15 protein-coding genes are annotated in these 15,382 nt (G+C 75.7%); 7 read left to right on the top strand and 8 right to left on the bottom strand.

Going from position 1 to position 15,382, the window contains the following annotated elements; translation table 11 throughout:
- Positions 1-2 precede the first annotated feature (2 nt).
- The 4 genes from AB0442_RS17080 to AB0442_RS17065 all read left to right on the top strand — a co-directional run bounded on the left by AB0442_RS17080 (position 3) and on the right by AB0442_RS17065 (position 4,842).
- Positions 3-1,283, top strand: a complete 1,281-nt coding sequence (locus tag AB0442_RS17080; protein WP_366163626.1) for an MFS transporter — start codon at positions 3-5, stop codon at positions 1,281-1,283.
- Positions 1,280-2,305 carry a TolB-like translocation protein gene (locus AB0442_RS17075; RefSeq protein ID WP_366163625.1) on the top strand — a complete coding sequence of 342 codons (1,026 nt, stop codon included), beginning with the start codon at positions 1,280-1,282 and terminating at the stop codon, positions 2,303-2,305. The genes AB0442_RS17080 and AB0442_RS17075 overlap by 4 nt, the downstream gene beginning before the upstream one ends.
- Before the next feature lie 172 nt (positions 2,306-2,477).
- Positions 2,478-3,485: a helix-turn-helix transcriptional regulator gene (locus tag AB0442_RS17070; protein WP_366163623.1), complete on the top strand. Its 1,008-nt coding sequence runs from the start codon at positions 2,478-2,480 to the stop codon at positions 3,483-3,485.
- Positions 3,486-3,597: 112 nt separating this feature from the next.
- Complete coding sequence (locus tag AB0442_RS17065; protein WP_366163621.1) at positions 3,598-4,842, top strand: MalY/PatB family protein; 1,245 nt, start codon at positions 3,598-3,600, stop codon at positions 4,840-4,842.
- 735 nt (positions 4,843-5,577) lie between these two features.
- On the opposite strand, the gene AB0442_RS17060 is transcribed toward AB0442_RS17065, so the two are convergent.
- From AB0442_RS17060 to AB0442_RS17050, 3 genes are all read right to left on the bottom strand, one after another.
- Complete coding sequence (locus AB0442_RS17060; protein WP_366163619.1) at positions 5,578-6,096, bottom strand: histidine phosphatase family protein; 519 nt, start codon at positions 6,094-6,096, stop codon at positions 5,578-5,580.
- A gap of 63 nt (positions 6,097-6,159) precedes the next feature.
- Positions 6,160-7,032 (bottom strand): hypothetical protein, encoded by an 873-nt coding sequence (locus AB0442_RS17055; protein ID WP_366163617.1) that lies wholly within the window; start codon positions 7,030-7,032, stop codon positions 6,160-6,162.
- Between the two features lie 116 nt (positions 7,033-7,148).
- Positions 7,149-7,538, bottom strand: a complete 390-nt coding sequence (locus AB0442_RS17050) for a hypothetical protein (RefSeq protein ID WP_363544088.1) — start codon at positions 7,536-7,538, stop codon at positions 7,149-7,151.
- Positions 7,539-7,626: 88 nt separating this feature from the next.
- Between AB0442_RS17050 and AB0442_RS17045 the strand changes: the two genes are divergently transcribed.
- Positions 7,627-7,920 carry a hypothetical protein gene (locus AB0442_RS17045; protein WP_366163615.1) on the top strand — a complete coding sequence of 98 codons (294 nt, stop codon included), beginning with the start codon at positions 7,627-7,629 and terminating at the stop codon, positions 7,918-7,920.
- Here the strand turns inward: AB0442_RS17045 and AB0442_RS17040 are convergent.
- Positions 7,917-8,720 carry a thioesterase family protein gene (locus tag AB0442_RS17040; protein WP_366163613.1) on the bottom strand — a complete coding sequence of 268 codons (804 nt, stop codon included), beginning with the start codon at positions 8,718-8,720 and terminating at the stop codon, positions 7,917-7,919. The two genes, AB0442_RS17045 and AB0442_RS17040, sit on opposite strands and share 4 nt — an antisense overlap.
- A 151-nt stretch (positions 8,721-8,871) precedes the next feature.
- Entirely contained in the window at positions 8,872-9,441 is a 570-nt protein-coding gene (locus AB0442_RS17035; RefSeq protein ID WP_366163612.1) for a TetR/AcrR family transcriptional regulator, read from the bottom strand.
- A gap of 71 nt (positions 9,442-9,512) precedes the next feature.
- Between AB0442_RS17035 and AB0442_RS17030 the strand changes: the two genes are divergently transcribed.
- Positions 9,513-10,004, top strand: a complete 492-nt coding sequence (locus AB0442_RS17030; protein ID WP_366163611.1) for an FBP domain-containing protein — start codon at positions 9,513-9,515, stop codon at positions 10,002-10,004.
- Between the two features lie 42 nt (positions 10,005-10,046).
- On the opposite strand, the gene AB0442_RS17025 is transcribed toward AB0442_RS17030, so the two are convergent.
- The 3 genes from AB0442_RS17025 to AB0442_RS17015 all read right to left on the bottom strand — a co-directional run bounded on the left by AB0442_RS17025 (position 10,047) and on the right by AB0442_RS17015 (position 13,943).
- Positions 10,047-12,755 carry a SpoIIE family protein phosphatase gene (locus tag AB0442_RS17025; protein WP_366163609.1) on the bottom strand — a complete coding sequence of 903 codons (2,709 nt, stop codon included), beginning with the start codon at positions 12,753-12,755 and terminating at the stop codon, positions 10,047-10,049.
- 104 nt (positions 12,756-12,859) lie between these two features.
- On the bottom strand, positions 12,860-13,582 hold the full coding sequence (locus AB0442_RS17020; protein WP_366163607.1) for a YidC/Oxa1 family membrane protein insertase: 723 nt from the start codon (positions 13,580-13,582) through the stop codon (positions 12,860-12,862).
- Between the two features lie 67 nt (positions 13,583-13,649).
- A complete protein-coding gene (locus AB0442_RS17015) occupies positions 13,650-13,943 on the bottom strand; it encodes a DUF6412 domain-containing protein (protein ID WP_366163606.1) in 294 nt (97 codons plus the stop codon).
- A gap of 199 nt (positions 13,944-14,142) precedes the next feature.
- Between AB0442_RS17015 and AB0442_RS17010 the strand changes: the two genes are divergently transcribed.
- Complete coding sequence (locus tag AB0442_RS17010) at positions 14,143-15,345, top strand: aminotransferase class V-fold PLP-dependent enzyme (protein WP_366163604.1); 1,203 nt, start codon at positions 14,143-14,145, stop codon at positions 15,343-15,345.
- Positions 15,346-15,382: the final 37 nt, after the last annotated feature.

Genomic DNA, 15,382 nt, shown 5'->3' with positions numbered 1-15,382 from the left:
CCGTGTACCTCGCGGACAGCCGTCGCACCTCGACCGCGGCCCCCGCCGCCGCCCCGGCCGACCGGCCGGGGCGGCCCGCGCGGATCGCCGGCACCGTCCTCGCCCTCGGGACGGTCAGCCTCATCACCGACATCTCCTCCGAGATGGTCACCGCCGTCCTGCCCCTCTACCTGGTCACCGCCCTCGGCGTCTCGCCGCTCGGCTTCGGACTGCTCGACGGCGTCTACAACGGCGCCTCCGCCGCCGTCCGGCTGCTCGGCGGACTCCTCGGCGACCGCGGCGGCGGCCGCCACAAGGCCGTCGCCGCCGCCGGCTACGGGCTCTCCGCCCTCTGCAAGCCGATGCTGCTGCTCGCCCGCACCACCCCGCTGATCGGACTCGTCCTCGCCGTCGACCGGGTCGGCAAGGGCCTGCGGACGGCCCCCCGGGACGCCATGATCTCCCTCGCCACCCCGCCCGAGCAGCGCGGCCGCGCCTTCGGCGTCCACCGCGCCATGGACACCGCCGGTGCCCTCGCCGGCCCGCTGCTCGCCTTCCTGATCCTGCGCGCCGCACCCGGCGGCTACCACGCGGTCTTCACCGTCAGCTCCTGCGTCGCGGCGCTCGGCGTGCTCGTCCTGGTGCTGCTCGTCCCCGGCCGGCTGCTGCGCCGCGCCGAACCGGGGCCGCCCGCCGCCCGGCTGCGGCCGCTGGAGACCCTCCGGCTGCCCGGACTGCGGCGGATCGCCCTCTGCGCGACCCTGCTCGGACTCGCCACCGTCAGCGACTCCTTCGTCTACCTGCTGCTGCAGCGCCGCCTCGGCCTCTCCGCCGGCTGGTTCCCGCTGCTGCCGCTCGGCACCGCCGCCGTCTACCTGCTGCTCGCCGTCCCCCTGGGAGCCCTCGGCGACAAGACCGGCCGCCGCCGCACCTTCGTCCTCGGCCACGCCGCCCTGCTCGGCGGCTACGCCCTGCTGCTCCTGCGTCCCGGCACCGGCGTGCCGCTCGCCGCCGCCGTCCTCGCCCTGCACGGCCTGTTCTACGCGGCCACCGACGGCATGCTCGCCGCCGCCGCCGCGGGCACCGTGCCCGAGGAGCGCCGCGGCGCCGGCCTCGCCCTGGTCGGCACCGGGCAGGCCGCCGGACGGTTCGCCTGCTCGATCGCGGTCGGCGCGCTGTGGAGCCGGTGGGGGGACACCACCGCGCTCGCCGTGATGACCGGTGCGCTCGCGATCGCCGCCGCGGCCGCCGTCCGGCTCCTCGGGCCGCAGCCCGACCACCCCGTCCCGGAGGAGGCCCGATGACCCTCGCCCGCCGGCTGACCGTCCTGGTCACCGCCACCGTCCTGCTCCTCCTCGCCGGCACCTGGACGGTGCTGCGCGCCGCCGACACCACCCGGCAGGACCGCCGGGCATCGGCGGACGACCCGCCGAGCGAACCCGGCACCGTCACCCTCGGCCCCCGGCCCGACGGGCCGCGCCTGGTCTTCCGCAGCATGATCTGGGGCCCGCACCGCGACGAACTGGCCTCCGTCCCGCTCGACCACCCCGGCGCCACCCGCACCGTCTCCGCCCCCGACTGCCTGCGCTTCCACGCCGCCGCCGGCACCGGCAGCTGCCTGCAGGCCGTCCACGGCGTCCTGCAGGACACCTACCGCGTCGCGATCCTCGACCGCGACCTGCACGAACTGCGCCACTACGACCTGGCCGGCATCCCCACCCGGACGAGGGTCTCGCCCTCCGGGCACATGGTGGCCTGGACGGTCTTCGTCGGCGGCGACTCCTACGCCGGCACGAACTTCTCCACCCGCACCTCGATCCTCGACACCCGCACCTGGACCCTCCAGGAGAACCTGGAGACCTACACCGCCACCGTCGACGGCAAGCCCCACCACGCCCCCGACACCAACATCTGGGGCGTCACCTTCGCCGACGACGAGCACTTCTACGCCACCCTCGCCAGCGGCGGGAAGACCTGGCTGGTCGCCGGCAACGCCGTCGAACACACCCTCACCACCCTGCACGGCAACGTCGAATGCCCGTCCCTGTCGCCCGACGGCACCCGGATCGCCTACAAGAAACGCGTCCCCGGCCTGTCCGAGGACGAACCCTGGCGGCTCCACGTCCTCGACCTGAAGACCATGGCCGAGACCGCGACCGCCGAACAACGCAGCATCGACGACCAGGCCCTCTGGCTCGACGACCACACCCTCGCCTACGCCCTGGCCAGCGACGACGGCTCCGCCCTGTGGAGCGTCCCCGCCGACGGCACCGGCAGCCCCGCCCTGCTCGCCGCCGCCGCACTCGCGCCCGCCGTCGTGCGCTGACCCCGCCCCGACCGGCCCGCGGGCCGGCCCCGGACGTCCCACCGCCGCCCACCGCAGCCCCCCGGACCGGCGGCGGTGGGACCTCCTCGCCACCCGCATCCGCCCGGAACACCGCCCCGCGCACCGGCGCACCCCCCCCCGCAACCGTCACGACCGCCGCCCCGGCGGTCCCGTGGAAGGCAGGTGCGCCCTGACCGGACCGACACCCCGTCAGACCGGGCCGGCCCCCTCGGCCGAACTCGTCCAGGCACTGCGCGCAGGCCCCTTCGACCTAGCCCTGCGCACGGCGATCCGCGACAGCGGACTGAGCCTCGACACCGTCCAGCGGCGCCTCGCCCGGCGCGGCGTCCAGGTCAGCGTCTCCAGCCTCAGCTACTGGCAGCGCGGCCGCAGCAGACCCGAACGCCCCGACTCGCTCACCGCCGTCCGCGCCCTGGAAGCCGTCCTGGGCCTCGGCGCCGACTCGCTGATCGTGCTGCTCGGCCCGCGCCGCCCCCGCGGCCGCTGGCTCGACCACGTCCCCGGCGCGCTCGACTACACCAGCACCTTCGGCGACCCCGCCGTCGAGGGCGTGATCGCCGACTTCGACCAGATGACCAACGCCCGGGTGGAGAACCTGCACACCCGGGTCGACATCAACATCGGCGCCCGCCGCGAGGAGCACCGGATCGACCTCCTGCAGATCGTCCGCGCCCACGCCACCGGCGCCGACCGACTCATCCTGCTGACCCACGAAGGACCGGAGGGCACCGGCCGGTCCGGCCCCGCCGTCCTCGACCTCGTCGGCTGCCGGCTCGGCCGCCGCCGCTACGACCCCGAGCACGGCCTCGCCGCCTCCGAACTCCTCTTCGACCTGCCGCTCCAGCCCGGCCGGTCCGCGGTCGTCGAGTACAGCTACGCCTACCCGCAGGCCGGGCCCGCCACCCAGTACGAGCGGATGGTCCGCTTCCCCGGCAAGCACCTGGTGCTGCGCGCCCGCTTCGACGGCCGGATGCTCCCCGTCGGCTGCCGGCTCGCCTGGCGCCCCTGCCACGACGCCCCGCCGCAGGAACTGGAGGAACTGCGCATCTCGCCGACCGGCCAGGCCTGCGCCGTCCTGCCCGCCACCGACCCCGGCGTCTACGGCCTGTACTGGGAGTGGGGCGACGACCCCCTCCCGGACGGGCCGCCCACGCACTGACCGCCGCCCGCACCGCCGGTTCCCCCGCCGGGCCGCGGGGAAGGCATCACAGCGGGCGGCCGACCCGGCCGCAGCCACGACCGCCGCCACCCCCTCGGCAGGAGAGCACCGCGTGACCGGACCCACCGAGCAGACAGCCGCCGAGCGCGCCGACGGCGAGCGGACGGACCCGCTCGTCCGGCTCTCCCTGGACGACCTCCGCCGGCGCACCAGCATGAAGTGGCGCGCCCACCCCGAGGACGTGCTGCCGCTCTGGGTCGCCGAGATGGACGTCCCGCTCGCCCCCGCCGTCGCCGAGGCCCTGCACCGCGCCGTCGACCTCGGTGACACCGGCTACCCGCACGGCACCGGCTACGCCGAGGCACTCGCGGCCTTCGCCGCCGAACGCTGGAAGTGGGACGGCCTGCGGATCGAGCACACCGCCCTCGTCCCCGACGTCATGCTGGGCATCGTCGAAACGCTCCGCCTGGTCACCCTGCCCGGCGACGCGGTCGTCCTCTGCCCGCCGGTCTACCCGCCGTTCTACGCCTTCGTCGGCCACGACGGCCGCCGCATCGTCGAGGCACCGCTCGGCCCCGACCTGCGCCTCGACCCCGCCGCCCTGGACGAGGCCTTCCACCGGGCCCGCAGCGGCGGCCGGCGCGCCGCCTTCCTGATGAGCAACCCGCACAACCCCACCGGCACCGTGCACACCCGCGCCGAACTGGAGACGGTCGCCGCACTCGCCCGCGCCCACGGCGTCCGGGTGGTCTCCGACGAGATCCACGCACCGCTGGTGCTGCCCGGGGCCCACTTCACCCCCTACCTGAGCGTGCCCGGCGCCGAGAACGCCTTCGCCCTGACCTCCGCCTCCAAGGCCTGGAACCTGGCCGGCCTCAAGTGCGCCCTGGCCGTGGCCGGCCCCGAGGCCGCCGCCGACCTGCGCCGGATGCCCGAGGAGGTCGGCCACGGCCCGAGCCACCTCGGGGCGATCGCCCACACCGCGGCGTTCCGCGACGGCACGCACTGGCTCGACGAACTGCTCACCGGACTCGACGCCAACCGCACCCTGCTCGGGCAGCTCGTCGCCGACCACCTCCCCGGCGTGCGGTACCGCCGGCCCGAGGGCACCTACCTCGCCTGGCTGGACCTCACCCACCTCGGCCTGCACGACGACACCCCCGCCGGAAGCCCCGGCGTGGTCGGCGACCTGGCCGGCCCGGCCCGGATGTTCCTCGACGAGGCCCGGGTCGCCCTCAGCTCCGGCCACGTCTTCGGCACCGGCGGCGAGGGCTGCGTCCGGCTGAACTTCGCGACCCCGCCGGCCGTCCTGCGGGAGGCACTGGCCAGGATGGGACGGGCCCTGCGGCCGCGCTGACCGGCGGTCAGCCCGCGGCCCGCAGCTCGGCGAGCGCCCCGGCCAGGTCGGAGGAGGCACCCGGCGGGCGGTCGGTCCTACGTGCCGGCGGCGCGGATCCCGATGCCGCGCGGGGGCTTCGACGCGTGGCTGCGCACACCGCTGCCCAGCCCCGGTGCCATCGACACCCCCGCCGCGATGTCCACGGGACGGGCCCTCGACGGCACCGCACCGGACCGGGAGCCGACGGCACCCGTCGGGTACCCCGCGGCCGTCGAGGCGATCCGTGCCGAGCGGACGGCGACGCCGCTGAGCCTGCTCGCCGCCCGCGCCGCCGACGGCTTCACCCCGGCCCGCCACCGCGACGGGGCACTCGAGGTCCACCTGTACGACTACCACGGCTCCCCACACCGCACCCGGACCGACCTGCTGATGCTCGCCGGGGCCGGCCGGTTCGCGGCGGACGGGCCGGAGGCCGCGGTGCTGCACCGGGGCGGCGACGTCGACCCGGCCTGCCGACGGCCGGGAGCCGCCCGCTCGCCGTCCTGCTGGTCGGCCGCACCGGGCCCGCTTCACCGACCGCCACCCCGTCCCTGCCCTGATCGACCGGCTCCGGCCCGTCGAGCGGGACTTCCTCGCCACCGCCGACGAGAACGCCGACGAGAACGCCGACGAGAACGCCGGCCGGGACCCGACCGGGGCGCTCGACCCCGCGCTCCGGGCACCCGGCTGACCCGGCCGCGACGCGACGGGCGGTCAGCCGCGCGGGACGGCGAAGTCCAGCAGCCGGGCGCCGCGCCCCGCGGCGCCCCGCCACGGTCCGGCCAGGGCGAGGACGGCGATGCCGCTGGTGGGGAACTTCGTCCGGAGCCGGGCCATGGCCTCACCGCCCGTCCCGTCGGCCAGGAACTCCACCAGGTCCTGCACCCCCGGCTGGTGGCCGACCAGCAGCGCCGTCCCGACGGCCGCGTCCAGCCCGCGGACGACCTCGACCAGCTCGCCTCCGTCCGCGGCGTAGATCCGCTCGTCGAACTCCGTCGGCGGCGCCTCGTCCCACGCGGCGGCGGCCAGCTCCAGGGTCTGCCGGGTACGCAGGGCGGGGGAGCAGACCACGGCCTCCGGCACCAGTCCCCGGTCCTGCAGCCACCGGCCGGCGACCGGCGCGTCCCGCAGGCCCCGCGGCCCGAGCGGCCGCCGGGCGTCCGGCACCCCCTCGGGCCAGGCGGACTTCGCGTGCCGCAGCACCACCAGGGTTCGGGACTCGGATGCGTTCACATGCGCATCCTCCCCGCCGCCGCCCTCCCTGGCCACCGCCGCACCGCTCCGGCGGCCGGTGGCTCAGCCGAGGTGGCGGCGGAAGAACGCGACCGCGTCGGCCGCGACCTCGGCCCGGGCATTCGCCGCGCGGGGCGCCGGATCCGGGCCGATGAAGTCCGGGTGCGTCACGTCGGGGCCGATCTCGCGGCCCGCCGCCGAGGGGATCCCCTCCAGATAGGGGCGGGTGTCGACCTCGTACGGGTTCACCACGTCGGCCCCGCCCCAGCGGATCTCCACCGGCACCCGCACCGCCGCCAGGCTCTGCGCCGTCACCATCGGGCCGAGGCCGGGCGCCACCTGGAAGACCGCCCGCACCCGCGGATCGGCCAGGTCGGCCCCGGCCTCCGCCGTGAGGGCCGACAGCTCCGCAGCGGGCACCTTCGCCCGGAAGGCGTCCAACACCCCCGGGAACTCCGGGATCTCCGGCAGCGGCACCGCACCGGTCACCAGGGCGTGCAGCACACCGGAATCCAGCCGTACGCCCGCCAGCGCCGCCGCGGTGTACCCGCCGGCCGAGAACCCGGCCGCCCCGACCGGACCGAGCGGGCGCTCGGCGGCCAGCACGTCCAGCACGAAGGCGAAGTCGCGCGGACGCTCCCACGGGCAGAGGAAGCCCTCGGGCTCGTAGCCGCCCACGAAGTCGTTCCCGTGGTGGTCGACCGAGACCACCCGGAACCCGGCCGCCGCCAGCGGCCCCGCCAGCCAGCCCATGCCGACACCGGAGCCACCCGTCCCGTGCGACACCAGCACCAGCGGCACCGGCTCCGCCGCGGCCCCCTGCGGTTCCCACTCGTACACCCGCACCGGCCGCGGCCGGCCGGCCTCCCGCAGGTCACGGCGCGCCCTGTCGAACAGCACCCGCGTCCGCGGCTCTCCCCACCCGGATTCGATCATGCCGAGCATGCTAGGGCTTGTCCGACGATTCCCGCCGCGCGCGACGCGAATCGTCAGACAAGCCCTGACCCTGCCCCGGCAGCCCCGGGTGCCGTGCAAGGTCCTCGGACGCACCGTCACGCGGGGGCTGAGGAGCCCCGCCTGTCCTCGACGTGGACGACGCGCAGCTCGGTGCCGTCCAGGTGCCGCTTGGAACGTCCGCAGAGCCCGACGGCGAAGTCCTCCCGGGACGGGGGCTCCTCGGGAGCGACGTACGTGAGGACGTCCCGGTGGTGGCCGGTGACCACCCAGCCGTCGGCGCCGTCGGGGCGGATCACCCCGAAGTCACCGGCCGGCGAACCCGGGTGAACGGGGCCGAACTCCCCGAGGACGCCGGTGGCCTGTTCGGCGAGGTCGCCCTCGGGAGCGGTCAGCACGACGCAGGTGCCGTGTTCGAACAGCACCCACGACTTCCCGGGATCGGTGAGGAGGCGCTGCCAGACGTCGACGAACATCTCGGTGGTCATGACGGTCATCCTGCCGCAGGGCGCCGACACACCGTCACGATTCATCCGCGCTCGGCCCCGGGAGGTCCGGCCTGCCAGGATGCCGCGCATGATCTGTGCTGCCGCGGTGCGCCGCCTGCCCCGTGCCGTGCCCGACTCCTGGTGGGGACGCGCCTACCTGGCGGTGGCCGCGGTGGCGCAGGTGCTGACGGCGCCCGCCTCGCTGGTGCTGCTGTTCGCCTGGCCGCTGTTCGCCGTCCTGCCCGGAACGGTCTCGGCGACGGCCCTGGCCCTGCTCCGGCTCGGCGGCGCACCGGCGTCCGTGGCCGTGTTCACCTTCCTGGCCCGCCGGGCCCGCCGCCCCTGGATCGACCACCCGAGCGCCTTCGAAGACCCGTCCTAGTCCTTGGCGAGCGGGCGGACGGTGAGGATCTGCTGGGCGTGGCCGACCGGGCCGGCGGTGTCGTGGAGGACGGTGCTGGTGAGGCCGTGGCCGGTCGGGCCGAAGCTGACGGTGGTGTCCAGTCCCGTCCAGGGGCCCTCGGGGGTGCGGTGGAGGTGGACGGTCAGGTCCGTGTTGGGGTACATCCAGGCGGTCGGCGGCTGCTGCACGGCGATGCCGTTGGCGGTGTCCACCAGGGCGACGAAGGAGGCGAGCGGGCTGCTCGGCTCGCCGGCGACCAGCCCGTGGCGGGTGCTGATCCAGGCGGCGGCCCGTCCGGCCGCGGCCTCCCGGCGGCGCACCTCGATCGAGGCGATGTAGCCGCCGTCCCAGAGCCCGTCCATCGCCCAGGGGCCGAACTCCTCGGGCGGGGCGAGCCGATCGCCCGGGGCGTCCGCGATGGCGGCCGTGTCGAGGACGGCGAGCAGCCAGGCCCGGGCCCGGACGACCGGGCGGTCACCGATGGTGACGACGGCCTCGAGGAGTTCGACGGTGCGGCCCGGCCGGATGCTCTCCACGGTGATCTCGCACTCGTCGAGGGCGAGCCGACCGAGGATGTCGTAGCTGATCCGGGCGAGCGCCAGGCCGGTCGCGGGGCGCCCGTCGAGGTACCGGTCGATGGCGTGCACGACCAGGCCGGCGAGCGGGCTGAAGTGCTGCTCCTCGGTGTTCCAGGCGCCCCCCGCGTGGGCCGTGGGCTTGTAGCGGTGCTCGCCCGTGCGCTGGTAGTAGCTGTCGGGCGAAACGGCGGGGGCGGTCAAGGCGCACCTCTCCTCGGGCTGGACCGCCGCGCCGGACGAGGGGTGCCGGCGGGCGGGGCGGGCCGCCGGCGGGCGGTCGCGTTCAGGATCGTAGGCGGACGAACGGACCCGCCGTAAGGGTGACCCTGCCCACACCGTGCGGGGATGTGCGTCAGTGCGCCGCGCGGCTGCGCAGTACGGCGTCCAGCGAGTCGACGATCCAGTCCCAGGACTGCTGAGGGTCGACCGGGGTGTGGCTGAAGCCGCCGGCGGCCTCCAGGCTGACGTAGCCGTGGAAGACGCTGCCGAGCATCCGGACGGCGTGCGTCTGGTCCGGCTCCGCGAGGTCGTAGCCGCGCAGGATGGCACGGGTCATCTGGGCGTGCCGGACGCCGGCGCTGGCGGTGGCCGTCTCCGGGTCGAGCCGCAGCTGCGCGGCGGCGTAGCGGCCGGGGTGGCGGCGGGCGTAGTCGCGGTAGGCGGCGGCGAAGGCGGCGAGCGCGTCCCGCCCGGCCCGTCCGGCGAGGGCGTCGGCGACCTCGCCGGCGAGCTCCTCCAGGGCGAGGAGGGCGATCCGGGTGCGCAGGTCCTGGGAGTTCTTCAGGTGCGCGTAGAGGCTGGCGACCTTGACGTCGAACCGGCGGGCCAGTGCCGTCACCGTCACCTCGTCGAACCCGACCTCGTCGGCGAGCTCCGCGCCCGCCCGCACCAACCGCTCCGTGGTGAGCCCCACGCGAACCATATGCACTCTCCCGTATCCCGTAACAGATTATGCATTTGCCTAAGAGGCTTAGGCAAATTAGCCTGCGCCTCATGAAGCCGTTGACCGATTCCGAGATCCGTGCCGCCTTCCTGAACTGCACCAAGGGCGAGGCCAAGCGCATGTACGTCCCCCGGGACCTCGCCGACCGGCCCTGGGAGGAGCTGGACCTGCTCGGCTGGCGCGACCCGCAGGCGCCCGACCGCGCCCACCTGGTCGCGGAGGTCGACGGGCGGCCGACCGGTGTCGTGCTGCGCTGCCCGTCCGGAGCGTCCTGGGGCGCCCGCCGCAGCATCTGCTCGCTGTGCATCACCACGCACACCGGCGGCGTCTCGCTGATGGTCGCGCCGCGGGCCGGCCTCGCCGGCCGCCAGGGCAACTCGGTCGGCGCCTACATCTGCAGCGACCTGGCCTGCTCGCTGTACGTCCGCGGCCGGCGCGAGCTCGGCCCCGGCACGCGCATGCCGGAGTCGCTGACCCCGGAGGAGCGGATCGCGCGGCTCGCCGCCAACACCGCCGCCTTCCTCGCCAAGGTCGCCGCCTGAGCGGTGCCCGCGCCGGTCCGACGAGGTCCGACAAGCGCGGGCCTACGGGGCCCGGTCGGTGCCGGGTGGGGCGTCGATCGAGGTGGGGAGCGCCTGCTCGGCCCAGATGATCTTGCCGCGGGGGAAGTAGCGGGTGCCCCAGTGCGTGGTCAGCTGGGCCACCAGGAACAGCCCCCGGCCGCCCTCGTCCGTGGTGGCCGCGTACCGCAGGTGCGGGGCGGTGCTGCTGCCGTCCGACACCTCGCAGATCAGGGCGCGGTCGCGCAGCAGCCGCACCCGGGCCGGTTCGGTGCCGTAGCGGATCGCGTTGGTGGCGAGCTCGCTGAGGATCAGCTCGGTGGCGAACACCAGGTCGCCGAGGTCCCACTTCTCCAGCGCGGCGGTCGCCCAGGTGCGCAGCTCGGCGACGGCCTCCGGCTCGAACGGGATCTCCCGCTCGACGATGTTCGCCGGGTCGATCACCCGGGTGCGGGCGATCAGCAGGGCCACGTCGTCCTGCGGCCTGGCCGGCAGCAGCGCGTCGATCACCGCCCGGCAGTTCTCCTCGGGCTCCTGCCGGTGGTCGGCGAGCGCGTCGCGCAGCAGCTCCATGCCGACGTCGAAGTCGCGCGCGCGGTCCTCGATCAGCCCGTCGGTGTACAGGACGATCTGGGTGCCCTCGGCGAGGTGCAGCTCCGCCGTCTCGAAGGGCGCACCCCCCGTGCCCAGCGGCGGCCCGACCGGGAGGTCGGGGAAGTCGACGCTGCCGTCCGGCCGGACGAGCGCGGGCGCCGGGTGGCCGGCCCGGCTGACGGTGCAGAGCTGCGAGACCGGGTCGTAGATCGCGTAGAGGCAGGTGGCACCCGAGACGCCCGTCCCGGTCGCGCCGTCGCTCTCCTCCTGGTCGATCCGGTCGACGAGCTCGTCGAGGTGGCCGAGCAGCTCGTCCGGCGGGATGTCCAGGGCGGCGAAGTTGTGGACGGCGGTGCGCAGCCGGCCCATGGTCGCCGCCGCGTGCAGGCCGTGGCCGACCACGTCGCCCACCACGACCGCGACCCGGCTGCCGGGCAGCGGGATCACGTCGAACCAGTCGCCGCTGACCCCGGACTGCGCCGGCAGGTAGCGGTGCGCGACCTCCAGCGCGCTCTGCTCGGGCAGCGCCCGCGGCAGCAGGCTGCGCTGCAGGGTCACCGCCATCGCGTGCTCCCGGGTGTACCGGCGCGCGTTGTCGATGCTGACCGCGGCCCGGGCGACGAGCTCCTCGGCCAGCGACAGGTCCTCCTCGTCGAACGGCTCGGGCTTCTGCCACCGCCAGAAGTTCGCGACGCCGAGGATGATGCCGCGGGCCGTCAGCGGAGTGGTGATCAGCGAGTGCACGCCGTAGTCGAGGACGCCGCCCGTCCAGTGCGGGTCCTGGGCCTGCCAGCCGGGTGCGGCGGACAGGTCGGGCACGACCTGGGAACGGCCGCTGTCGAAGCCCTGGGCCTGCGGGGTGGACGGGATGAAGGTGATCAGCTTGCCCACGGGGTAGAACGGGTGGTCCTCGCGGAGGCCTTCGACGGCGACGCGGCGCAGCTCCATGTCGCCGCCGGCCGGCTCGTTGCCCTGGAGCACGGGATCGGCGAGGTCGACGGTGACGAAGTCCGCGAGACCGGGGACGGCCACCCGGGCCAGTTCCTCGGCGGTGTGCTCGACGTCGAGGGTGGACCCGATGCCGGTGCCCGCCTCGTAGAGCAGGGCCAGCCGCTTGCCGGTCGCCTCGGCCTTGCCGGTCACCGCCGCCAGCTCGGTGGAGTCGCGGATCGTCGCGACCGAGCCCATGTCGCCGCTGTGGCGGTCGGTCGGCCGCTGGTTCACCACGAGCAGCCGCCCGCCGGCCCGGTGCACCTCGTCGGCGGCCTCCCGGCCGGACAGCAGCAGCTCGGAGGTCTCCGGGTCGAGGCTCTCCAGGTCGCCGACGTGCCGGCCCTCCGCGTCGGCGGGCAGGCCGAGCAGCGTCTTCGCCTCGTCGTTCGCCAGCACCAGCCGGCCGTCCTGACCGACGATGACCACGCCCTCGCGCACCGCGTGCAGCACCGCGTCGTGGTGCTCGTACATCCGCGTCATCTCTTCCGGGCCGAGCCCGCGGGTCTGGCGCTTCAGCCGGCGGGCGGCCAGGGCGGTGCCGGTGGTGGCCAGCGCCAGCGCGGCGGCGCCGGTGCCCAGGATGATCGGCAGCTGCTTGTTGCCCGCCGAGGTGACGTTCTTGACCTTCAGCCCCGCCGAGACCAGGCCCACCACCTGGCCGTCGGCGTTCTTGACCGGCACCACGGCCTGCACCTCGTGGCCGAGCGGGCCGTGCACGCTCTCGGTGTAGATGTGGCCGGCCAGCGAGGGTTCGATGGTGCCGACGAAGCGTTTGCCGATCCGGTCGGGCAGCGGGTGGGTGTAGCGGATGCCGTGGGTGTCCATGACCACGATGAAGTCGACGCCGGCGTCCTTGCGGGCCGCCTCGGTGAGCGGCTGCAGCGTCGTCGTCGGCGAGGACGACTTCAGGGTGTCGACCAGCCCGGGGGAGTGCGCGAAGGCCTCGGCGACGGCCACCGACCGGTTCTTCGCCTCCTTCTCGCTGGCGCCCCGGGATTCGAGGACCAGCGCCAGGATCGCGCCCAGCACCAGCAGGACCACCACCGCGACCTGCACGGCGAACACCTGCCCGGCAAGGCTCCGCGGGCTCCTCGCTCTGCGTGACTGCTTGGAGGTGCCCCGGGAACGGTCGGCGCGATCGACCATGGCTCCATTCAAACACCGCGCCGAGGGCGACCACGAAGCGTGGCAGTCGGCGCGGCGCCGGACCGGGACCTCCGAGCGCCGGCGGTCCCGGTCCCGCGCCGGTGTCAGGCCGCGAGCGCGGCCGCGGTGGCGGGCACCGGGGCGCCCCGGTGCAGCCAGGCCCGCTCGGCGGCGGTCCACGCGGTGGTGGTCAGCAGGTACAGGCCGGCCGCGAGCGGCACGAACGCGGCGAACAGCACCGTGCCGAACGACAGGTACGGCAGCAGGCGCGCGCCCGGCACGGCGGGCGCCCCGGCCGCGGTGGGCGATGCGGCCGCGGCGGCGGCCGAGGCCCGCCGGGCCCGGCGGAAGCCGACCCAGCAGACGGCGCCGATCGCCGCGTACAGCGCGCCGAGGACGGCGTACTGGCCGGCGCTGCGGGCCTCGCCGAGGTGCAGGCCGAGCGGCACCCCGGCGAGGGTGTGGCCGAGCAGGTCGTTCGGGGTGGTGAACAGCCGGTACATCACCGAGAAGAACGGGATCTGCACCAGCATCGGCAGGAAGCCGGCGAACGGCGAGGACTTCTCCTCCCGGTACAGCTCGGTCAGTGCGGCCTGCAGCTTCTCCGGCTTGCCCTTGTGCCGCCGGTTCAGCTCGGCGACCTTCGGTGCGAGCCGCATCCGGACCTTCTCGCCGCGGGCGGCGGACCGGGCGAGCGGGTGCAGCGCCAGCCGGACGAGGGCGGTGAACAGCACGACGGCGAGCGCCGTCGGCACCACCGCGGCGAGCGCCGAGACGGCGTCGTGGGCGAGGCGGACGGCAGGATCGAGTACGGCGAAAACGGACATGCGGGGCGGGCCCTCCGGGTCTCAGGTGGAACGAGATGTCGGCGGAAGGCGGCCGTGCGGAAGGGGACTACGCGGCCGCCGGGGCCGCGCCCGGTGCCCTGGGGCGGCGTCGGCCGCGGGCATCCGGATCACGCTGGGGGAGGAAGGCCGTACCGAGGGCCCGGCGGCGCAGCACACCGTCGCGGACGGCGGCCGGTGCCCGCGCACCGAGCAGGCGGGCGGCCGCGAGGGCACCCGCGACGGCGCCGGCCAGCAGCACGGCGGCCGCGGTCGCGGCGACCGCGGTCAGCGCGGAGGGGCTGAGCGGCAGCTCACCGGCGAACAGCCGGACCAGGCCGAGGAGCAGCGCGACGAAGGGCACTGCACACCTCCTGCGGGGCCGGCTGACGGGACGTGAGCCCGATGGTACGTGGTCGCAGCGCCGAACGGTACCGAGTCCGGGGAGGAACCTCGCCGCCCCCGGGCCGGGTGCGCGGCGGCACACCCGTGCCGTGTGAGGATGACCGGCGAGCCGCGCGGCGCACCGCCCCCGGCCGTGGACCTCCGAACGGAACGACGACGTGATCCCCGCACCGAGCCCCCTGCTCCTGCCGGACGGACGCCCCGCCGCCGAGGCGTGGACCCTCGACCCGGCGATGAGGCACCTCAACCACGGCTCGTTCGGGGCGGTGCCGCTGGCCGCGCAGCGCGAGCAGCAACGGCTGCGCGAGGAGATGGACCGGGCACCGGTGGTGTGGTTCCCCGGACTGGCGGGCCGGGTGGCCGCCGCGCGGACCGCCGTCGCGGAGTTCCTCCGGGTGCCGGCCGGCGACCTCGCCCTGGTGCCCAACGCCAGCGCCGGGGCCAGCGTCGTCTACGGCAGCCTGGCGCACCGGCCCGGCGGCGAGGTGGTCGTCACCGACCACGGCTACGGCGCGGTCACCATGGGTGCCGAGCGGCTGGCCCGCCGCTGGGGCGGCACCGTCCGGACGGCCCGGGTGCCGCTGGACGCCGGACCCGAGGAGGCGGCCGAGACCGTGCTCGCCGAGGTCACCGACCGGACGGGCCTGATCGTGCTCGACCACATCACCTCGGCGACCGCCCGCTGGATGCCCGTCGGGGCCGTCGGCGCCGCCGCCCGCGAGCGCGGCGTCCCGCTGCTGGTCGACGGCGCGCACGTGCCCGGACTCGCGGAGGACCCGCTCGACGGGCTGCAGTTCGACGTGTGGGTGGGCAACCTCCACAAGTTCGGCTGCGCGCCGCGCGGCGCCGCCGCGCTGGTGGCCGGCTCCGACCTGCGGCACCGGCTCTTCCCGCTGATCGACTCCTGGGCGGCCCGCGAGCCCTTCCCCGAGCGGTTCGACACCCAGGGCACGGTGGACGCCACCGGCTACCTCGCGGCGCCCGCCGCCCTCGACTTCGTCGAGCGCACCTGGAGCTGGAAGGCCGCCCGCGACTACCTGGGCGAACTGGCCGACTACGCCGAGCACACCGTCGGCGAGGCCTTCGCGGAGCTGACGGGCGAGAGCGCGGCGGTGGACGTCGGGATGCCGGTCAGCGCCCTGCGGCTGGTCCGCCTCCCCGACGGCCTGGCACCCGACCGGCTCGCCGCCGACGCGCTGCGCGACCGGGTCGCGGCCGAGCTCGGCGTCGAGGCGGCCTTCACCAGCTTCGGCGGCACCGGGTACGTCCGGCTCTCCACGCACGTCTACAACACGCCCGAGGACTACGAGTACTTCGCCGAGCGCTGCGTGCCCGTCCTCGCCGCCTGGGCGAGGGGCTGACCGCCGCCACAGCCGCAGCCGTCGCTGCCGCCGCCGC

Origin of the sequence: Kitasatospora sp. NPDC085895, from assembly GCF_040702125.1 — a bacterium.
GTDB classification, from domain to species: domain Bacteria; phylum Actinomycetota; class Actinomycetes; order Streptomycetales; family Streptomycetaceae; genus Kitasatospora; species Kitasatospora arboriphila.
This window is presented reverse-complemented; position numbering and strand designations above follow the sequence as displayed.

What these genes read in the sequence shown, in the direction of transcription:
- AB0442_RS17075 (WP_366163625.1), top strand. Translation starts at nt 1,280, where the DNA reads ATGACCCTCGCCCGCCGGCTGACCGTCCTGGTCACCGCCACCGTCCTG.
- AB0442_RS17055 (WP_366163617.1), bottom strand. Translation starts at nt 7,032, where the DNA reads ATGATCGAATCCGGGTGGGGAGAGCCGCGGACGCGGGTGCTGTTCGAC.
- AB0442_RS17050 (WP_363544088.1), bottom strand. Translation starts at nt 7,538, where the DNA reads ATGACCACCGAGATGTTCGTCGACGTCTGGCAGCGCCTCCTCACCGAT.
- AB0442_RS17045 (WP_366163615.1), top strand. Translation starts at nt 7,627, where the DNA reads ATGATCTGTGCTGCCGCGGTGCGCCGCCTGCCCCGTGCCGTGCCCGAC.
- AB0442_RS17035 (WP_366163612.1), bottom strand. Translation starts at nt 9,441, where the DNA reads ATGGTTCGCGTGGGGCTCACCACGGAGCGGTTGGTGCGGGCGGGCGCG.
- AB0442_RS17030 (WP_366163611.1), top strand. Translation starts at nt 9,513, where the DNA reads ATGAAGCCGTTGACCGATTCCGAGATCCGTGCCGCCTTCCTGAACTGC.
- AB0442_RS17025 (WP_366163609.1), bottom strand. Translation starts at nt 12,755, where the DNA reads ATGGTCGATCGCGCCGACCGTTCCCGGGGCACCTCCAAGCAGTCACGC.
- AB0442_RS17020 (WP_366163607.1), bottom strand. Translation starts at nt 13,582, where the DNA reads ATGTCCGTTTTCGCCGTACTCGATCCTGCCGTCCGCCTCGCCCACGAC.